Origin of the sequence: Pantoea septica (assembly GCF_002095575.1) — a bacterium.
GTDB classification, from domain to species: domain Bacteria; phylum Pseudomonadota; class Gammaproteobacteria; order Enterobacterales; family Enterobacteriaceae; genus Pantoea; species Pantoea septica.
Genome location: NZ_MLJJ01000055.1, coordinates 1 through 17882 on the forward strand (window position 1 = coordinate 1; position 17882 = coordinate 17882).

Consider the following 17882-nt stretch of genomic DNA (forward strand, 5'->3'; position numbering starts at 1 on the left):
TGGAGTTGCATGACAAAGTCATCGGGCATTATCTGAACATAAAACACTATCAATAATTTGGAGTCATTACCGGGCTTGCGTTGCGAGGCATGGCTGATGTTGCACGACAGGCAGGATTCCACTTACTGCTCAGTAACAGCGATGAAACACTGGAAGAAGAGCGGGAAGCGGTGCGCGTCATGCTGGATAAGCGCGTCGATGGCATTATTGTGGCACCCTGCAGCTCGCTGTCTCGCGATAATGAGCATCTAAAGCAAGTACTGGCAGAGGGGCGTTCGCTGATGATGTTTGACCGGGCCGTCGAGGGGATGGCGGTAGAGACCATACAGGCAAACTTTTTAGCCACAGCGAAAGAGGCAACACAGTTCTTACTCAACGCTGGTCATCAACGTATTGCTTATCTTTCAAGTATGCGGATGCACGGACTTTATACCTCTGAGACAGCGCTGGGGCCGACGCCAGTCGCACAGCGTGTCAACGGAATGATTGATGCCTATCAACAGGCGGGGCGGGAAATGGATCCCAGCCTTATTCGTCTCAATGCCCTTAACGACATGGTCATCGAACAAATCTTAGCGGAGCTATTCTCACTTCCTGAGCCACCCAGCGCACTGATCGCCTCAGATAACCTTATCGCAATGGGGATAATGCGCGGCCTGGCAACAAGAGGATTGCGCGTGCCCGAGGATATTTCGTTTGTGATGTACGATGATTTCCCCTGGACAGAGTTGATGACACCGCCGCTCACTGTCGTTGCACAGCCGGTGTATGAAATGGGACGTGAAGCCGCACGCAGATTGATCTGCCACATTCGCCAACAGTCCGCAGGAGTGTTACCGCAGTTTGACAGCTGGATGGTGGTAAGAGGATCCGTTGGGCTAAACCGCACGTAAAGTTTCAGTAGATGAGTGGCAAGCTGGGCGTTAAAGGTTAAGTATTCAGGGCTTTTATTACTGGAGAGTGCGTGATGAGATACCGCGTTTAACATAATGCGCGTTACCCGCACTCTAGTAAACTATTGATTTGTATCACATTTAATGAATTAACTAAGCTAGCAGATCCGTAAAGAAGACGTATCTCCAATCCAAAAAAATAACTTCTGGATGCCCCTACAGGAACAACTGCGGGCCGACTTGATTGAAATGTATCTGGCAGGTGGCGTCACAGCGGCAGAAGCTTCTCAGTCTCTCCTCTCCCTGCCAGTACCGGTGTCAAGCCAGCCGCTTCCACGAATCCGGTCGGACAGGCATGATAAATCTATGTCCGGGAAAACCCAGTAATTATCATCTGAACGAAGAACTGAAGTCTCAGGTGGTGAAGCTTATCCATACCCGTTACCGCAGCATGAGCCCGACCGGCGCATCGGGCTGGCTTACTCAACTTAGGTGTCAACCTGAGTAAGTAAAATGAAACCGTCAGGAAGCTAATGATTAACCAGAAGACCTGGTTAGCCCATCTGAAAAAAACCTGAACAGCCAGACCCTTTCCATGTAATAGATGACACTTTAACTTCGCCCCGAAGGCGACATGTTAATAATGGATTGATACATTGTATGCACCTGCATCAATAACTTATACCAACGTTTAATTAGGACGAATGTATTGACACAAATTCATGATCGTCTGGACTGGAACCTGTTAAGAACCTTTCTGGCCATCGTGCAGGAAGGAAGCATCAGCCGAGCAGCACACAGACTGCATCTTTCACAGCCCGCGGTCAGCCTTGCTCTCAAACGTCTTGAAGAAAGGCTTGGCGAGTCACTGATAATAAGAAACGGAGCAACGTTCTCACTGACCACTGCCGGTGAAATGGTGTATCAGGAGTCTCTCGCTATCTACGGCAGTATCGCGCGCCTGTCACTTGCCGTGCAGGATATCCCCCATGACCTCACCGGTACCGTTCGCTTAGCCCTCGTGTCCGGGGTGAACAGTAACATCGTCGATGACGTAATTACGCGATTTCACTCGCTCCATCTACGAACAACATTTGAGATAACCACCGGATCCAGCACTGATGTACAGCATGCATTACTGCATCATCATGCCGGTCTCGGAATATCGCTTAGGCATAAGCATGTTGCCGGGCTGGAGAATACGCCTTTACTGCATCAGCGTTATTTTCTCTTTTGCGGCAGAAGCCATCCATTCTTTGGTCAGCAGGATCTTAAGGTAGAAGATCTAAGGCAGGAGAAGTTTGTCTCTTTTGCCAGTGAGCAGCTGGACGGCGTCCTGGCTTCATTAGCCCTTTTCCGCGCTCAGCAGTCCCTCGACGGTCCGTTAGTCGGCACCAGCTCAAGCGTCCATGAGGTGAAGAGAATGATCCGCTGTGGTTTAGGGATTGGCGCATTACCCGAACATATGGTTGCGGAAGATATCCGCTCAGGTCAGTTATGGAAACTGCCACCTTATGAAGGCATCGCCCAGATCACGCTGTACCTGATGTGGAATGACGCGCTGAAATTCAATAAGGCCGAAGAGGCGTTTCTCAGCTATCTGAGGGAAGCCCTGCATAGCGCGGGATATTAATCCCACGCTTCTGCCGGTTATTTATCGGTGACTAACTCGGCAATACAATCAATCTCCAGTGCGACTCCCCATAGCGCAACACAGACCGTTGTCCTGGCGGGTGGCGCATGGCCAAGCAATTCAGCATAGACACGATTAAAGGTTTCCAGCTGAGAAGTGTCGGTGAGATACCCGTTCACTTTAATCACATGATCAAAGTCGGATCCGGCAGCGCGCAGATTAGCTTCAAGATTTAACAGGGTTTGTCTAACCTGACTCTCAAAATCCTCAGGTTGTCGCCCTGAACTGTCTGTCGGAATCTGCCCGGCGGTAAAAACCAAATTACCGCTGACAACGGCTTGTGAATAGGGGCCAACAGGGGCGGGAGCATCCGGGGCCGCCGAAATACGCTTCATATTTTTTCCTTCAGCTGGCGGGCAAGTTCCCTCACCCACATTACGAATGCAGCAGGTTCAGATGTCCTGAGCCTGCTGGTAAGTTACCGGGAAGGTGCCTGCACCTTTTTCAGATCGCGTTTGAATGTCTCAGAGAGCAAAAGCAGAGCCAGCAGAGAAATCAGTGCCGAACCGATCAGGTACCAGGCAACTGAGGATCCTTTACCCGTCCAGGATAACAGTGCGGTGGTGACGATTGGCGTGGTTGCACTGCCCAGCAAGCCGGAAAGCATGTACGCAACCGACAGGCCTGAATAGCGCACCCGTGTACCGAACAGCTCCGCAAGAAAGGTGGCGATGGGACCATAATTGGCGGCAAAGGCAGTCATCAGCAGACCGTAGCCCAAGAAGACCATTGGCAACGATTTTGTATCCATCAACATAAACATCGGGATCGCCACCACCGCTTCGGCAACGATACCGGCGATGATAACCGGCTTACGCCCAATGCGATCGGACAGGGCACCAAATGCAGGCAGTAATACGATACAAAGTGCGCAGGAAACCAGCACAACTGACAGCATCTCCGGGCGACTGAAACCTAAGGTCTGCGTGCCGTAAGTGAGGCCGAATGCCACGATGATATTGAAGGAGGACCCTGTCGACATAGTAGCGACACCGCCAAGCAAAACCAGTTTCCAGTGCTTACGTGCAATTTCAAACAGGGGAACCCGCACCTGTGGTTCGGTTTCTTTTGTTTCTTTGAATACCGGCGTTTCATGGATATTGAGACGAATATACAAACCGATCGCAATCAGCAACGCACTGGCCAGGAACGGAATACGCCAGCCCCAGTGCAGCAGATCTTCTGGTGATAAGAATGCCGCAATGGCGAGGAACGCCAGATTGGCTAACAGCGTACCGACTGGCACCCCAATCTGCACCCATGAACCATATAAGCCTCGTTTGTTTTTGGGAGCGTGTTCAACCGCCATCAATACAGCGCCCCCCCACTCGCCACCCAATGCCAGCCCCTGGATCAGGCGCAGCGTAAGTAGGGAGATGGGCGCCCAGATACCAATCGATGCATAGTCAGGCAGCAGACCGATGGCAAAAGTTGACAGGCCCATCGCCAGAAGTGAAATCAGCAGCATGGATTTACGGCCAAGCCTGTCTCCAAAATGACCGAACAATGCCGCACCAAAAATACGTGCACCATATGCAGAAGCAAATGTGCCAAACGCCAGCAGCGTCCCAATTAACGCATCGAATGACGGGAAGAAAATCTTATTAAATACCAATGCAGATGCTGTTGCGAAAATAAATAAGTCATACCACTCAACCGTTGTTCCAATAACACTGGCAACGGCAACTTTACGCATATTCACTTCAGGGGGTGCATCTGGCAACACAGTATCAAAATCTACTGAGCTCGTCATACCTTGTCTCTCCAAAGGTTGGATTACGCGAGAATATTTACTTGGATATGTAGTCAGAGGCCATAAATATCAGCCAAACTTATTCCCTGTTTCAGTTTTTCTATTATTAACGGCTCCTGCCTTTGAATCTCTAACGCCTGTTCCAGCAGACCAGCCATTTCCTCTTTTGAAAGTGAAAGTACACCATTTTCATCGGCTAAAATGATGTCGCCGGGGTTAACCACCACGCCCGCGCAGGTTATTTTTGTATTAACGGCTCCACCTGTTTTTCCCCGTTTAGTAGTTAAGGGGGAACGCCCTTTACACCAGACGGGAAATTGCGCTGACATCATGACCGAAATATCGGTGATGTAACCATCCAGAATAACAGCGGCAATACCGACTTGCTGTGCCGCCACAGTCATAACGGCTCCCCAGCAGGCATGATAATTATCATTAAGACGTTCGATAACCAGCACATCACCTTTGCGGGCAGCCTGTAATGCGAATGGCAAACTGTAGCCGTCATCTTCCGGAAGTGAGACCGTCAGCGCAGGCCCACAGATACAGATATCTGGCAATATGCATTGCAACTCAGGAGACATGAAACCATGACTGATCATGTGTCCGATGGTTGCCGTTTCCACGTTTACTAATGCTATCAGCAAAGCATCCTCAGAACTCATTGCGCGCGACCTTCCAGCGCCTTGCGCTGAATATCGCTCAGCAGCATACCTGGTGAAATCCCGTTGCTGTCATAGCGCAGCTCCAGAATGGCAGGACGCTTTTTCTCTTCCGCGAACAGTAACGCTTCCCGGAACGCTGCTTCAAAATCCTCAGTACGATCGATGACCCTGCCATAGCCTTCATAGGCATCTGCGAGACGTGCAAATTGTGGGTTAGTAAATCTCAGGGCGGTCTCACGCCCCGGAAAATCTCGCTCCTGATGCGCCCGGATGGTGCCCCACATGCCGTTATTGAACACCAGCACCACAATGCCTACGTCATACTGCAGGGCCACACCCAGCTCTTGCATATTCATCTGGAAGCAACCATCGCCGGCGAAACAGATTGAGGGTTGGTCCGGGTTTTCCAGCTTGTAGGATACTGCCGCTGGCAGACCGTACCCCATTGACCCAACTGTCGGAGCCAGTGAGCTGCCATGACCACGGAACGGGATGTAGCGATGCGGATAGAGCGCATAATTGCCTGCTCCGACAGTGATACACCCCCGCCCTTCCAGCACACGTCCCACCGTTTCCGAGACCCGATCCAGACTCAGTTCTCCCGGAGATGGCAAGGGTTTAAGTGTATTAAGCCAGGCCTCCCGTGCGCGGAAACGCAGGTCAGCCCAGACAGGTGCAGAAGCGGGTTTCAGATTGCTTAACGACGCAGCAAAGCCATTTACACTGGCATTGATGGCCAAATCAGGTCGGTAAACCCGCCCTAGTTCTTCCGGGGCCGGGTACACATGGATGAGTTTTTGCTGAGGTTTTGGTGAGGAAATCCAGCTGTAGCCTTCGCTGGTGGCTTCACCTATTCGGGTACCCACCGCAATAATCAGGTCACTGGAAGCCAGTGTCTGGCGCAATTCATCATGCATCGCAAAACCAACATGACCGACAAACTGTTGATCGTGCTGGTCATAACATTCCAGGCGACGCCATGCGACACCGACGGGCAAATCAAATCGGGACGCAAAAGCACGGATTTGCTGCTGTGCTTCTTCAGTCCATCCACTTCCTCCCACCAGCAGAAAGGGACGCTTCGCCTGTTCAAGATGAGTGGCAAGTTGAGACAGTGATTCCGTACCCGGCCAGGTTTCCAGACGCGTTCGCGCCGGAACAACAGGTGCATCGGACTCGCCCCACAAGACATCTTCAGGCAGGGCTAACACGACGGGGCCAGGCCGCCCGCTTGTTGCGATGGCATAAGCACGGGCGACGTATTCCGGAATTCTGTCAGTCTGATCAATCTGAGCCACCCATTTGGCCATCTGACCAAACATGCGGCGGTAGTCAATCTCCTGAAACGCCTCACGCTCAGTAAAATCATTACCCACCTGTCCGACGAATAGAATCATCGGGGTAGAGTCCTGATATGCGGTATGCACCCCGATTGAAGCGTTTGTTGCACCAGGCCCACGGGTCACCATGCAAATGCCGGGTTCACCGGTCATTTTCCCGTAGGCTTCAGCCATGTATGCCGCCCCACTTTCCTGGCGACAGACAATAGGTTGTATTTGATCACTGTGGTCATTAAACGCATCAATACAGGGCAGGAAACTTTCACCAGGAACAAGAAATACTCTCCTCGCGTCCTGTTCTCGAAGTTGCTCTAGTACAATTTGACCACCATTTCTGGAAACGACTGCTGACACCATCATTCTTCACTCCAGGAAATTTTCAAAAAATAACGCGAAAACATCAAATAACAATACATTGAATTAAACATCCAGCGCTGTATTTAACAATAAATCTACGCCTGAGGGGTAAATAGTCAACTTTAAGGTTTTAATAGCGGCTATAAATTCAATTAATATGCAAATTCATTTATTTTCACCAGTACAGTGCATTAAATTATCTCGCAACGCCAAATAAGTGCAATCAGTGCACCATTATCAGGCGAATATAAAATAAAAAAGCGTAAAATGTGAAAGCCGAGCCATGCCGGACTCATGGCATTCTTTAAATTTACGATAATGAAGAAAGGAATGGCAGGAGGGATATCTTCCCTGTATGGCGATAAACAGGGGGGGAACAGAAAATAAGATTCTGTTCCTCCGCAGAGTTAATTACATGTCCGCACGCGCAGTGACCGCTTTGAATAAAACGTTGGCCCCCTTCTCCGCATGTTCCGGTTCGATGCTTTCAGCCTCATTGTGGCTGATACCACCAGCGCAGGGAATAAAGATCATCGTTGTCGGACAGTGTTTGGCGATATGAATCGCATCATGTCCGGCCCCACTGATCATACGCTGGTGGGTATAACCTGATGCTGTGGCCGCCTCGTTAACCAGTGCGACGCAGCTTTCATCAAAGGGCGTGGCGGCACTCAACCAATGCTGCTTAACGGATACCTGCACACCCCGCCTTTTGGCAACCGAAGCCAGACTCTGGCGGCAGGCTTGGTCAAATTGCGCCAGTACAGCATCATCCGGATGGCGCAAATCCACAGTGAAGACAACATTTCCCGGAATCGTATTACGCGAGGCGGAAGAAATCGTGAGTTCCCCGATCGTCAACAAGCCCTCAGGAGCAAAACTTTTCGCAACCTCTTCCAGTGCAGCAGCCATTGATGCCACGGCTAAAAAGGCGTCAGTCCGGTTTTGCATCGGCGTAGTCCCGGCATGTGCCGAGTTACCCGTGACAGTAACATCCAGCCAGCTGATTGCCTGTCCTCCTGTAACAACACCAATGACCAGGTCCCGTTCCTCAAGCACCGGACCCTGCTCAATATGTGCTTCAAAATAAGCGTTAAAGGCACGTCCCAGCGGGCTATCGCCTGCCCAGCGTTCTTTTTCCAGCGAAGCGGCAACGCTGATACCTGACGCATCTAAGCGGGCCAGCGCATCTTCGAGTGGCATAATCCCGGCAAAAACGGCTGACCCCATCATGGCCGGGGTAAACCGGGCACCTTCTTCATTGGTCCATACCGCAATTTCAATGCTGCGTTTGGGTTGCAGACCGGCATCGTGCAGTGTGCGGATCACTTCCAGTGCGGCAAGTACCCCATAAACTCCATCAAACCGCCCGCCCTTCGGCTGTGTATCCAGGTGGCTCCCCATGACGACCGGGTCAAATTCAGGATGGGTCCCCTCCAGCCGGCAAAACAGATTTCCTATCGCATCGGAAGTGACGGACATTCCCAGCAACTGGCAATCCGCGATGAGTTTCCTGCGTCCCTCACTGTCCTCAGCAGACAGCGCCAGTCGGCTACTTCCACCTTTATCGGTTGCGCCAATAGCCGCCATTTCCATCAGGTTGTGCCATAAACGCGCACCATTGATGGTGAGGCTGCTTGCGGTACTCGAATCTGTAGGGTTCTGGTTAAGTTTCATCTCTGCCTCCCTGCTTAAAGTGCCACACCGACCGAACGCAGTTCGGTATACAGCTCAATCGCTTCCCACCCCATTTCCCGGCCCCAGCCAGACTGTTTAAAGCCGCCAAAAGGCAAAGCAGGATCAATGACGTGATGCGTATTAATACCGATGGTTCCGGCTTTCAGGCGTTTTGCAACGCGATGGGCACGGCTGATATCACGTGTGAATATGCTCGCCGCCAGGCCATAAACTGAGTTATTCGCCTGAATGACAACATTCTCTTCCTGCTCATCGGTAAAGCGGATCACACACAATACCGGGCCAAAGATCTCTTCCTGAACAACACGCATCTGATTGTGGGTATGGTCCAGGATTGTCGGCTCGACATAAAAACCGGCCCCATTCCAGCTACTGCCCCCGGTCAATACGGTTGCTCCTTCTTCAATACCCGATGCAATGTACTCACAGACGCGCTTCTGTTGTTCTTCGGAAACAAGCGGTCCCATTTGTGTGTCCGGGTTCAGTCCCGGCCCCATTTTTAAGGCGCGGGCGTGACTGACAAGTCCTTCCAGCACCCGATCGGCCACATCGTTATGCAGATAGAGGCGGGTACCGGCCGTACATGTCTGGCCCATGTTGTAAAAAATACCTGAAGCGATAGCGGATAAGGCTTTCTCAATATCGGCATCACCATAAACGATCATCGGGGATTTACCGCCCAGCTCCAGGGAGACTTTCTTCAGGTTAGTGCCAGCGGCAGCAAGGATTTTTTTACCCACTTCCGTTGAACCTGTGAAGGCTACTTTATCCACATCGGGGTGTTCAGCCAGCGCCGCACCGGCTGTTTCACCATATCCGGTCACAACGTTGAACACGCCAGGCGGAAAGCCCGCTTCCGCCACCAGCTCGGCCAGACGCAGTGCAGTCAACGGGGTTTGTTCAGCCGGTTTCAAAACAATCGTACAGCCCGCTGCCAGCGCAGGGGCGACTTTCCATACCGCCATCATCAGGGAAAAATTCCAGGGAACGATCTGACCACACACCCCGACAGGAGTTCTCAGGGTATAGGCATGAAAAGGTGCACCTGATGACAATGGGATAGTCTGACCATTGATCTTGGTACTCCATCCTGCCATGTAACGCAGCAGCTCATAACTGAAAGCCACATCACCCCAGCGCGCATCGCTAAAAGGTTTACCGTTATCCAGCGCCTCAATCTGGGCCAGTTCATCAGCATGCTCTTCTACCAGATCACCCAGGCGCCACAGCAGCTTGCCACGCGCGGAAGGCGACATGTCTGCCCATTCGCCTTGCTCAAAGGCATTCCGCGCAGCGGATACCGCACGGTCAATATCCGCACTTTCACCCGCCGGGACGGAGGTAAAGCTACGGCCATTGGCAGGGTTAATGACCTCAATTGAGCCTCCCGCTACTGCGCTGACCCATGCATTATTAATAAACAGCTGGTGTTCTTTGTTGACGAATGCGGCAGCTGCCGGGCTGAGTAAATCCAGTGAATCAGTCATGTTCTCTACGCTCATTTAGTCGATACCTCATTTGCCGTAACCAGAATGACGTCAGCCGCCAGAATCGGTTTGGCGATGTCAAAAAACCGCGCCACTACAGCGGAATTGTTATGTGTATCCATTGCGCCCACATCGGTGAAGCGCTCGTAGGTGGTGAATACACAGGGATTGCTGCTGTCCTGTGAGATGTAAAATCCCTGTGTACCCGGTTCGTTTTCCCTGACGTGAGCCGCAACTTCCAGCAACGCATCGGCCATTACCCGCTCATAACCTGCCTTCACTGTGATTACCGCAGTGATACTTATCATGTCGAACTCCTGTTTGGGATTCAGGCAACGAGCCCGTTAAATTCAGCAACCCAGTTGCTGTCCGAAAGAACGGCGGGATCCATGGGATCCCCCATTTCACCGCGGCGTAACAGAAAGACCCGCTCCGCCAGCTGGCCGATAAACGTCAGGTCCTGTTCAACCAGAATGATGGAGAGGCCATTACGCCCGGCCAGTTTTTGTAACGTCTCAGCAATTTCGTCACAGATAGAGGGTTGGATGCCTTCGGTAGGCTCATCAAGCAGGATCAGTTGTGGCTCACTGCACAGACAGCGCCCCAGGGCCAGAATCTGTTGCTCTCCACCGCTCAGCACTCCACCCGTACGGGTCAGGATGGGTTTCAGCCGGGGGAGATCCTCAACAACCTCTTCAATTTTCTGACGTGCCGCGCGTGCCGGGAGATGTATTGCCCCCATTTGCAGATTCTCAGTGACACTCAGCGCAGGGAAAATTTGCCGTCCCTGCGGCACAATACTGACCCCCATACGCGCCCTGCTTTCCGGGCGAAGCCGGGTGATATCCTGCCCGGTAAAATGAATACTGCCACTGCTGGCCGGAAGGTGACCCATGATGGTTTTCAACAGCGTGGTTTTCCCCATGCCGTTATGACCCAGTACCCCCACCAGTTCGCCGTTATAAAGGGTGAAATCCACATCAGACAGCACGGGAATGGATCCGTAGCCGGCATGCAGTTTTTGCACCTTAAGCAACTCAGGCCGCATGAGATTTGCCAAGATAGACCTCCCGCACCAACTGGTTACTCATAATGCCCTCGACGTGATCCTCGGCGAGAATTTTCCCCTGATGGAAGACGGTGACGGTCTTCCCAATCTGGCGGATAAAATTCATGTCGTGCTCGACAACAACCAGCGCATGACGCTGGTTAATCTCCTGAATGATTTCAGCCAAGCGGTTAACTTCTTCACCTGTCATCCCCGCAGCGGGTTCATCCAGCAGGATCAGCGGCGGGTCACTGGCAATCACCATCGCCAGTTCCACCAGCTGGCGCTGACCGTGGGCCAGTTTGTCCACGATCTTATCGGCGAGGGAGGTGATCCCCACCTGCGTCATCGCTTCCTCCACCTTTTCATTACGCTCAGCGGGACGGGCAATATCGCGCAGACCCAGCCAGATATTCTCCCGAGCTGATAAGCCCTCGAAAAGGTGGGGGATCTGCGTCTTGATGCCAATGCCCTGTCGGGCAATCTGGAAACGCTCAGATCCCACCATCGGTTTCCCGTTGAAGACAATGCTGCCGCTGGTAGGGCGCTGAACACCGGTCAGGCAACGGAAAAAGGTGGTTTTTCCGGCACCGTTCGAACCGATCAGGCAGCGTAGTTCGCCACGGCGTAATGTGAAGTCGATGTTATTCAGCGCTTTGACTCCACCAAACTGCACACTGACGCCCTTTGCCTGTAACAGAATTGGATTGTTCATGATCGGCTTACCACCGCGGCTGAAGGCGTTCTGGCACGGAATACAGGTAACCGATCAAGAAGCGTTGGCAGTAAACCTTTGGGTAACAGCAGCACAAAGAGGATCAGCACACTGCCCAGTACGATATTGGGATCAATCCATCCCAGTGTGCCGAGATACGCTGTCAGTCCCTGCAGTATCAGGCAGGCCAGAATCGGGCCGAGTAACGTACCGACGCCACCCACCACCACCCAAATCAGTACCTGAGCACTGTTGGATAAGCTGAATACCGTGGGGCTGACAAAAACTGAGTTGGCAAACAGGCAACCCGCCAGGCCTGCCAGACCGGCACCAATGGCAAACATAAACAGCTTGATACGGCGTGAGTCGTAACCCAGCAGCTCCGCGCGCGCTTCGTTTTCGCGGACACCAGCAACTGCCCGACCGAACCGTGAACCGATCAGCCATTTACACAGCATGTAACCCGCAACCAAGGCACAAACCGCCACCATGAACACAACATCAGGCGAAAGTGGCGCAGCAGGATTAAATGGCATATTCAGCGGTGGCGTGTCCGGCATGCCGTTGAACCCACCTAATCTGGCTTTACCGATATGCCAGGCATCCCCGGAGGTACTGTTCGCCAGTTTAAAAAGGATTAGCGTAACGGTGAGGGTGATGACACCAAAATAGATGTCACTAAGACGACCATAAAAGACGAAATATCCCAGGATCAGTGCGAACAGCATTGGCGTGGCAATGGCAATCGGTACTGCCCATGTTGAATCGCCAAAATTAATGCCAGCTACGGCATAACCATAGGCACCCAGGCCAAAAAACATGGACTGACCAAAACACAGAATACCGGCATGCCCCCAGATTAATGCCATGCTCAGTGCGAAAAGCGCCAGGCTGACATAAATCGTGGCATTGATGAGTGAATACAAATCCATCACAGCAGGCAGCACCAGAAGCACAACCATTCCTGTAATCAGCGCCGCAATATTGCAGGATGCTGTCGAAGTAAGTTTCATGATGCCCCCCGGAAAATTTTACCGGTTATACCCGTTGGCAGAATGCGCAGTAACACTAAGGCCGCAGCCAGCAGTGCGATATCGCCAAAGATTGGATTGCTCAGGAAGGTGGTCACCGTGCCTATAGAACCAAGCAAGGCAGCGCTCAGCCCGGTGCCCGTTATGACGCTGGCTCCGCCGGTAATAACAGTAATGAATGCTTTCGAGACATATGCCGCGCCCATGGTAGGCACCACACCTGAAAGCGGTGCCAGCAGCGCACCGGTTAAACCACTTAAGGCAGCGCCCAGCGAGAACGTCATAGCGAACACTCTTGAGCGATTAATCCCCATCGAGGCTGCCATTTCGGGATTCTGCATCGTTGCACGGGCAATCAGTCCCAGCCGTGTGTAACGCAGCAATGCATAACCGCCCACCAGTAAAATCAGGCAAACCACCACCATCAACTGGTTGTACAGACTGATACTGAAGCCCGCGAAATCGACGCTGCCCAGGGGGGCGGAGATACCCTGAACACGATTACCAAACAACGTGGTTGCCAGCCCGGTTAACAACAGACTCAGCCCCCAGGTTGCCAGCATGGTATACACCATTCGCCCGTATAGATGACGAATAATGATCCGTTCAATGATCATCCCCAGAATGCCCACCACACAGGGAGCCACCACCAGAATGGCAACCCAGACATTAATGCCTGCGTTTACGGCAAAAATGCTGGTAAAACCTCCCAGCATAATAAATTCACCGTGGGCAAGGTTTATCACGCGCATCATGCCAAAAATGACCGCCAGCCCTAATGAAACCAGGATTAACTCCGCTATTGAGTCAACGATTTGAATTATCGTAAGCAGCAGATAATGCATATTCAGGCTCCTCAGGGATTCAGTACGATACGACCGACGGCTCTGCCGGTACGCAGATCGTCTAAAGCTTGCGGTAAACAGCAAAGCGGTCGCTCAGTGATGGGTAACGCACTCAATCCCCCCTGAGAGGCCAGACTGATAAGCTGTTTCAGCTCATCAAGGCTACCCGTGTAACTGCCGGTGAGAGAGAGTGCTTTGAAGGGCAGCAAAGGGATGCGCAGCGTAGTTTGCCCCCCCTGCAATCCCACGAGGATGATGCGAGAACCTTTTGCAACCGCGCTGATTGCCATCTGCACGGTTGTAGGATTACCGACAGTATCAATGACAGCGTGCAGACGATGTTCAGCCAGCGATTTCAGCGCGTTGTCAGGGTCCGCACTGTTGCGGGTATTGAGTACATGCTCCGCCCCGAGCTGTCTGGCTGCTTCCAGCCTGTCATCCGCTATGTCACAGGCAATGATCCGGGTAAAACCCATCACTTTCGCCAGAGAAACAGCACTTAGCCCCAGTCCTCCCATACCGATGATCGCCAGTGCAGAGTTTGGTTTCATGGGCTGCAATTGCCGGAGCGCACTGAAAACGGTCAGCCCTGAACAGGCCAGCGTGCTGGCCCAGGCGGGATCCAGTTGATTGATGTCGAGCAGATATTTGCCGTCAGGCACCACAACATGTTCGGCATACCCGCCATGACGGAAGATGCCCAGCGATTGTGGCTGCTCACAGTGGTTATCGTAGCCACCTTTACAGGTCGCGCACTGGCCACAGCCAATCCAGGGGTAGATCAGTCGTTGCTGGCCGATCAGCGTTTTGTCAGCCTCTGCACCCACCGCCACAACTTCACCGACAATCTCATGCCCCATGACCAGCGGCATGGGCATTGTGCTGTCAGCAAAGTTTATTTTTTCACCGTTGCCCAGATCCTGATAGCCATCCTGAATATAGACATCAGAATGACAGACGCCCGCGTGCGTTACTTTTACCAGAACGTCCTGCGCACGCAGCTCAGGTAAAGGTTGGTTAACCGCAACAGGCGTGCCGCCATAGTTCTGCAGCTGGAAACTCTGCGAGAGCACCATGTTAACCCCCCGCCTTAATGACATACTGCTGGTTGTCGTCCGGGTGCGTGAGCAGGTTACAGACTGCCGCCGTATCAGAAGGCGGTTGCTGAGGATAGGTTTCGAGAATGTTCCAGGCGCCGTTTTTGACCTGCCCCAGATAAATATCAACGGTGAAATGATGCGTCGCGGCATCAAGGCGGGAAATGCCGCCAGGACCATCTACCGTTGAACCTTTTTCCAGCGCCTCAATCAATGGCATGCGTTCCACTGAATTGGCGGCCCGGACGCCATTAGCCCAGTGCATCACCGCATACCAGCCATCAATAGCTGTTTCGTTGATATAGGGCGTTTTATTGCCGAACTTCGCCTGCAAACGTTGCAGGAACTGCTTATTAACCGGCGTTTCCAGCTCCTGAAAATAGGCGTAGGCCGCAAGTATGCCTTCGCTCTCTTTGGGCGTAAGGATGCGGTTTTCATTGCCAACACCGAAGTCGCTGGAGGCAATCGGCATTTGTCCGACCATCCCTGCGGCCGCCCATTGCCGGAAGAAAGAGATATGGTTGCCACCCACTAACAGTGAAAACACCATGTCAGGTTTGGCATCCTGGATTTTTTTGATGGTGGTACCGAAGTCGGTGACATCTAGGGGAAAGAATTCAGTAGCGACCACTTCCGCACCGGAATCTTTCGCATACTTGCTCACCCAGTCAGCGGAGATATGACCAAAGTTGTAGTCAGCGGCGATGACGTAAATCTTTTTACCCCACTGCTTCACGGCATAGGGAACTATGCGGGCAACCGTTTGCGCGGGTGTGGTGCCGATTTCAAAACTGTTGCGGTCGCATACCCCACCTTCATAAAGAGAGGGATAAAAATAAGGCGTTTTATAGCGGCGCAGGATAGGACGGATAGCTTCACGCGAGGCACTGGTTACGCCGCCAAACACAGCCGACACGCGGTCGCGTGTCGCGGCCTGAGTCGCAAACTGCGTGTAGTACTGGATATTGGACTGCGGATCATACTTAACCAGCTCTACCGGGCGGCCAAGCAGTCCACCCTGCTTGTTGATGTCATCAACGGCCAGTTCAACGCAGTTCATCACCGGCTGACCGTAGATATCCAGTCCACCTGACTGGTCAAAAATCGCAGCAATTTTTATGGGTTCTGCAGCCTGAACTTTACTGATAAAGGGCACTGCAGCGAGCGATAACATACTGTTTTTTAATAAGCTACGACGTGAAATTGCCATCTTGCTTTGTTTCTCCCCTGCCAAATTAGCAACAGCCGGGCATGATCGCCCCTGCGCCAGGAGAAATTAACCTAACAAGTTATATTTCACTTTTCAAATATAATTCACGTTACAATTTTACTTTTTTCCTGAAGGGAGGTCACGATGTTGAAGTGAACACCATCCGCTTCAGCTAAATACATGGTGGGATTAGATTTTCCTGAAGTAATAAGCTGCTGCCCGCGAACGCTATGGTAAGTCAGTCCTTCAAAGGCTGAAGTCAGTGAACGCAGTGAAAGATCACCAGCGCGCTCAGCTAATGCGGCAAAGAAATGAATGGCGTCATAGCATGACTGGCTTAATACGCCCTGTATCGGTGCAGAATGGCCATAGGCTGCCCGATATTGATCCATAAAAGCGCGGTTTTCAGGGGTGGTAAGTGCATTGAAGTAACTGGCTGTACAATAGAGGTTTCGGGTGTGCTGCGTCCCAATCCCCAGCAATGTGTTTTCCTCAACGGAGCCGGAGAGTCGGAGAATTTTTTTGTCGAGTACTGCCGTAGAAAACGCCCGATTAAACAACACGCAATCTGAACCGACCAGTGACTCGAAAATCACATCGGCGTCTGAGGCTTCAATTCGCTCAATCATGGTAGAAATATCGACCTGACCCAGGCTCAGATAATCCTCTCCGACAACTTCTCCGCCGTGTGACTGTATAATCTGTCTGACCGTTTCATGCGTAGCTCGAGGCCAGATATAGTCATTACCGACGATATGCCACTTGTTCACTCCGCGGTGCTGCATGATCCATTCGATCGCGGCAGGGAACTGTTGCTGGGGTGTATCACCAATAGCAAAAACGCCGGGGGTCGTTTCTCCGCCTTCATAAAGAGGAGCAAAAACATAAGGAATGATCCCTGCAAATGCATTACGCAGAGCAACACGGACACTGGAAAGATGTACACCAATAAGTGCATTTATCTGATTATCTCTAACCAACTGCCAGCATCGGGCGACAACATCTGCAGGATCACCACCAGCATCCAAGGCAAAGAGTTCAATTTCGCGGCCAAGCACTTGCTTGCCACGGTTTATCTCCGCTGCTGCGAGTACCGCACTGTACTGGCAGGACGGCCCCCAGATCGCATCGGATCCATGAAAAGGAACCAGTAATCCGAGACGTAACGGTTTTGATTTGTTCTGCCGGGTTTGCTGAATCTGATGGCGTTCAGGTGACTTATACGCGCGAAAAGCTGGCGTTCGTTGCCAGGCATATCGAGAAGTAACGGGGAACGCTCCGGTGTTTAAGCTGAACATGGATAGGTCCTCCGCTGAGCAAAAGTTAAAATTAATGCAAAAAGCGTGCTAACTCATTTTGATGCTGCAGGTTTGTGATTGAGCTCGCACAGGATGACCTCAATCTCATGAAGTGCTAAAGTAACGCTATTCACCGTCTTGCGAACCTGAGCTGGCTCATCATGTCGGACAAGCCCTTAAACGAATATCTCGCCCATCTTCTGGTTCAGGCTAATCGCCGCGTAAATCGTCAGCTTTCACTTGAGGGCATTACGCTTGAACACTGGAGAGCATTGAAAGTGATCGCTGTTCAGGATGGCGTAACTATGCGCGAGCTTTCTGATGAGTTAATGCAAAACTTCCCGACACTGACTAAAATCATCGATAAGATGGTATTGGAAGCCCTCGTCTATCGTCGCCCGGATGAACAGGATCGCCGCAAAGTCCGATTACATATTTCGGATAAAGGAAAAGCGGTTTTGGACCAGCAAAACAACCGTGTTAACGAGCACCAGGATAAACTCGAAGGTGTTTATGGGAGTGATGAATCTCAGATGCTTAAAGAGATGTTAGAGCAATTCCTGAAAGCCGGAAGCGATTGATTTGGAGTATTTTAAGGGTTTAATTCACAACAATAGGCCGGTTGGGGTTTGATAATGGCGATTGGCGCCGTCAACGTCGCCAGCGACATACTTGAAGGTAAGAAAACTCAGACGTTTAACTGAATCCCCGACCAGACTGCGCCCAATACAAACGACGGTAATGACTCCAAA

17 protein-coding genes are annotated in these 17882 nt (G+C 51.8%); 3 read left to right on the forward strand and 14 right to left on the reverse strand.

The features are described 5' to 3' along the window. Positions 1 to 89 precede the first annotated feature (89 nt). Entirely contained in the window at positions 90 to 893 is an 804-nt protein-coding gene (locus tag HA46_RS19580) for a substrate-binding domain-containing protein (protein ID WP_244277549.1), read from the forward strand. Between the two features lie 709 nt (positions 894 to 1602). After that, positions 1603 to 2526 carry a LysR family transcriptional regulator gene (locus HA46_RS19585; protein ID WP_084886200.1) on the forward strand — a complete coding sequence of 308 codons (924 nt, stop codon included), beginning with the start codon at positions 1603 to 1605 and terminating at the stop codon, positions 2524 to 2526. 17 nt (positions 2527 to 2543) lie between these two features. Here HA46_RS19585 and HA46_RS19590 read toward each other — a convergent pair whose 3' ends face one another. From HA46_RS19590 to HA46_RS19655, 14 genes are all read right to left on the reverse strand, one after another. Continuing rightward, the gene (locus HA46_RS19590; protein ID WP_084886202.1) at positions 2544 to 2921 is read right to left on the reverse strand and encodes a RidA family protein; all 378 of its coding nucleotides are present in this window, start codon (positions 2919 to 2921) and stop codon (positions 2544 to 2546) included. Positions 2922 to 3004: 83 nt separating this feature from the next. Next, complete coding sequence (locus HA46_RS19595; protein WP_084886205.1) at positions 3005 to 4339, reverse strand: MFS transporter; 1335 nt, start codon at positions 4337 to 4339, stop codon at positions 3005 to 3007. A 53-nt stretch (positions 4340 to 4392) separates the two neighbouring features. Next, positions 4393 to 5004, reverse strand: a complete 612-nt coding sequence (locus HA46_RS19600) for an RraA family protein (protein WP_084886207.1) — start codon at positions 5002 to 5004, stop codon at positions 4393 to 4395. Next, a complete protein-coding gene (locus HA46_RS19605; protein WP_143807683.1) occupies positions 5001 to 6704 on the reverse strand; it encodes a thiamine pyrophosphate-binding protein in 1704 nt (567 codons plus the stop codon). Before HA46_RS19605 ends, HA46_RS19600 begins: the two co-directional genes overlap by 4 nt. A 408-nt stretch (positions 6705 to 7112) precedes the next feature. Then, positions 7113 to 8378, reverse strand: a complete 1266-nt coding sequence (locus HA46_RS19610) for a Zn-dependent hydrolase (RefSeq protein WP_084886210.1) — start codon at positions 8376 to 8378, stop codon at positions 7113 to 7115. A gap of 14 nt (positions 8379 to 8392) precedes the next feature. Continuing rightward, a complete protein-coding gene (locus tag HA46_RS19615; protein WP_143807684.1) occupies positions 8393 to 9886 on the reverse strand; it encodes an aldehyde dehydrogenase family protein in 1494 nt (497 codons plus the stop codon). Between the two features lie 11 nt (positions 9887 to 9897). Further along, complete coding sequence (locus HA46_RS19620) at positions 9898 to 10194, reverse strand: putative quinol monooxygenase (RefSeq protein ID WP_084886215.1); 297 nt, start codon at positions 10192 to 10194, stop codon at positions 9898 to 9900. Positions 10195 to 10214: 20 nt separating this feature from the next. Continuing rightward, positions 10215 to 10946 carry an ABC transporter ATP-binding protein gene (locus HA46_RS19625; RefSeq protein ID WP_244277550.1) on the reverse strand — a complete coding sequence of 244 codons (732 nt, stop codon included), beginning with the start codon at positions 10944 to 10946 and terminating at the stop codon, positions 10215 to 10217. Next, a complete protein-coding gene (locus HA46_RS19630) occupies positions 10924 to 11649 on the reverse strand; it encodes an ABC transporter ATP-binding protein (RefSeq protein ID WP_084886221.1) in 726 nt (241 codons plus the stop codon). Before HA46_RS19630 ends, HA46_RS19625 begins: the two co-directional genes overlap by 23 nt. Then, entirely contained in the window at positions 11646 to 12662 is a 1017-nt protein-coding gene (locus HA46_RS19635) for an ABC transporter permease subunit (RefSeq protein WP_084886223.1), read from the reverse strand. The genes HA46_RS19630 and HA46_RS19635 overlap by 4 nt, the downstream gene beginning before the upstream one ends. After that, complete coding sequence (locus HA46_RS19640) at positions 12659 to 13525, reverse strand: ABC transporter permease subunit (RefSeq protein WP_084886225.1); 867 nt, start codon at positions 13523 to 13525, stop codon at positions 12659 to 12661. Before HA46_RS19640 ends, HA46_RS19635 begins: the two co-directional genes overlap by 4 nt. A gap of 11 nt (positions 13526 to 13536) precedes the next feature. Beyond that, the gene (locus tag HA46_RS19645) at positions 13537 to 14601 is read right to left on the reverse strand and encodes an alcohol dehydrogenase (RefSeq protein WP_158086854.1); all 1065 of its coding nucleotides are present in this window, start codon (positions 14599 to 14601) and stop codon (positions 13537 to 13539) included. Position 14602: 1 nt separating this feature from the next. Continuing rightward, positions 14603 to 15832 carry an urea ABC transporter substrate-binding protein gene (locus HA46_RS19650; RefSeq protein ID WP_084886232.1) on the reverse strand — a complete coding sequence of 410 codons (1230 nt, stop codon included), beginning with the start codon at positions 15830 to 15832 and terminating at the stop codon, positions 14603 to 14605. Positions 15833 to 15936: 104 nt separating this feature from the next. Beyond that, positions 15937 to 17130 carry a substrate-binding domain-containing protein gene (locus HA46_RS19655; RefSeq protein ID WP_084886235.1) on the reverse strand — a complete coding sequence of 398 codons (1194 nt, stop codon included), beginning with the start codon at positions 17128 to 17130 and terminating at the stop codon, positions 15937 to 15939. 161 nt (positions 17131 to 17291) lie between these two features. On the opposite strand from HA46_RS19655, the gene HA46_RS19660 reads away from it, so the two are divergent. Next, the gene (locus HA46_RS19660; protein WP_084886237.1) at positions 17292 to 17711 is read left to right on the forward strand and encodes a MarR family winged helix-turn-helix transcriptional regulator; all 420 of its coding nucleotides are present in this window, start codon (positions 17292 to 17294) and stop codon (positions 17709 to 17711) included. Positions 17712 to 17882 lie beyond the last annotated feature (171 nt).

Coding starts and splice junctions, on each gene's coding strand:
- HA46_RS19650 (WP_084886232.1), bottom strand. CDS start 15,832: ATGGCAATTTCACGTCGTAGCTTATTAAAAAACAGTATGTTATCGCTC.
- HA46_RS19600 (WP_084886207.1), bottom strand. CDS start 5,004: ATGAGTTCTGAGGATGCTTTGCTGATAGCATTAGTAAACGTGGAAACG.
- HA46_RS19605 (WP_143807683.1), bottom strand. CDS start 6,704: ATGATGGTGTCAGCAGTCGTTTCCAGAAATGGTGGTCAAATTGTACTA.
- HA46_RS19615 (WP_143807684.1), bottom strand. CDS start 9,886: ATGACTGATTCACTGGATTTACTCAGCCCGGCAGCTGCCGCATTCGTC.
- HA46_RS19580 (WP_244277549.1), top strand. CDS start 90: ATGGCTGATGTTGCACGACAGGCAGGATTCCACTTACTGCTCAGTAAC.
- HA46_RS19610 (WP_084886210.1), bottom strand. CDS start 8,378: ATGAAACTTAACCAGAACCCTACAGATTCGAGTACCGCAAGCAGCCTC.
- HA46_RS19630 (WP_084886221.1), bottom strand. CDS start 11,649: ATGAACAATCCAATTCTGTTACAGGCAAAGGGCGTCAGTGTGCAGTTT.
- HA46_RS19655 (WP_084886235.1), bottom strand. CDS start 17,130: ATGTTCAGCTTAAACACCGGAGCGTTCCCCGTTACTTCTCGATATGCC.
- HA46_RS19590 (WP_084886202.1), bottom strand. CDS start 2,921: ATGAAGCGTATTTCGGCGGCCCCGGATGCTCCCGCCCCTGTTGGCCCC.
- HA46_RS19635 (WP_084886223.1), bottom strand. CDS start 12,662: ATGAAACTTACTTCGACAGCATCCTGCAATATTGCGGCGCTGATTACA.
- HA46_RS19640 (WP_084886225.1), bottom strand. CDS start 13,525: ATGCATTATCTGCTGCTTACGATAATTCAAATCGTTGACTCAATAGCG.
- HA46_RS19645 (WP_158086854.1), bottom strand. CDS start 14,601: ATGGTGCTCTCGCAGAGTTTCCAGCTGCAGAACTATGGCGGCACGCCT.
- HA46_RS19595 (WP_084886205.1), bottom strand. CDS start 4,339: ATGACGAGCTCAGTAGATTTTGATACTGTGTTGCCAGATGCACCCCCT.
- HA46_RS19620 (WP_084886215.1), bottom strand. CDS start 10,194: ATGATAAGTATCACTGCGGTAATCACAGTGAAGGCAGGTTATGAGCGG.
- HA46_RS19660 (WP_084886237.1), top strand. CDS start 17,292: ATGTCGGACAAGCCCTTAAACGAATATCTCGCCCATCTTCTGGTTCAG.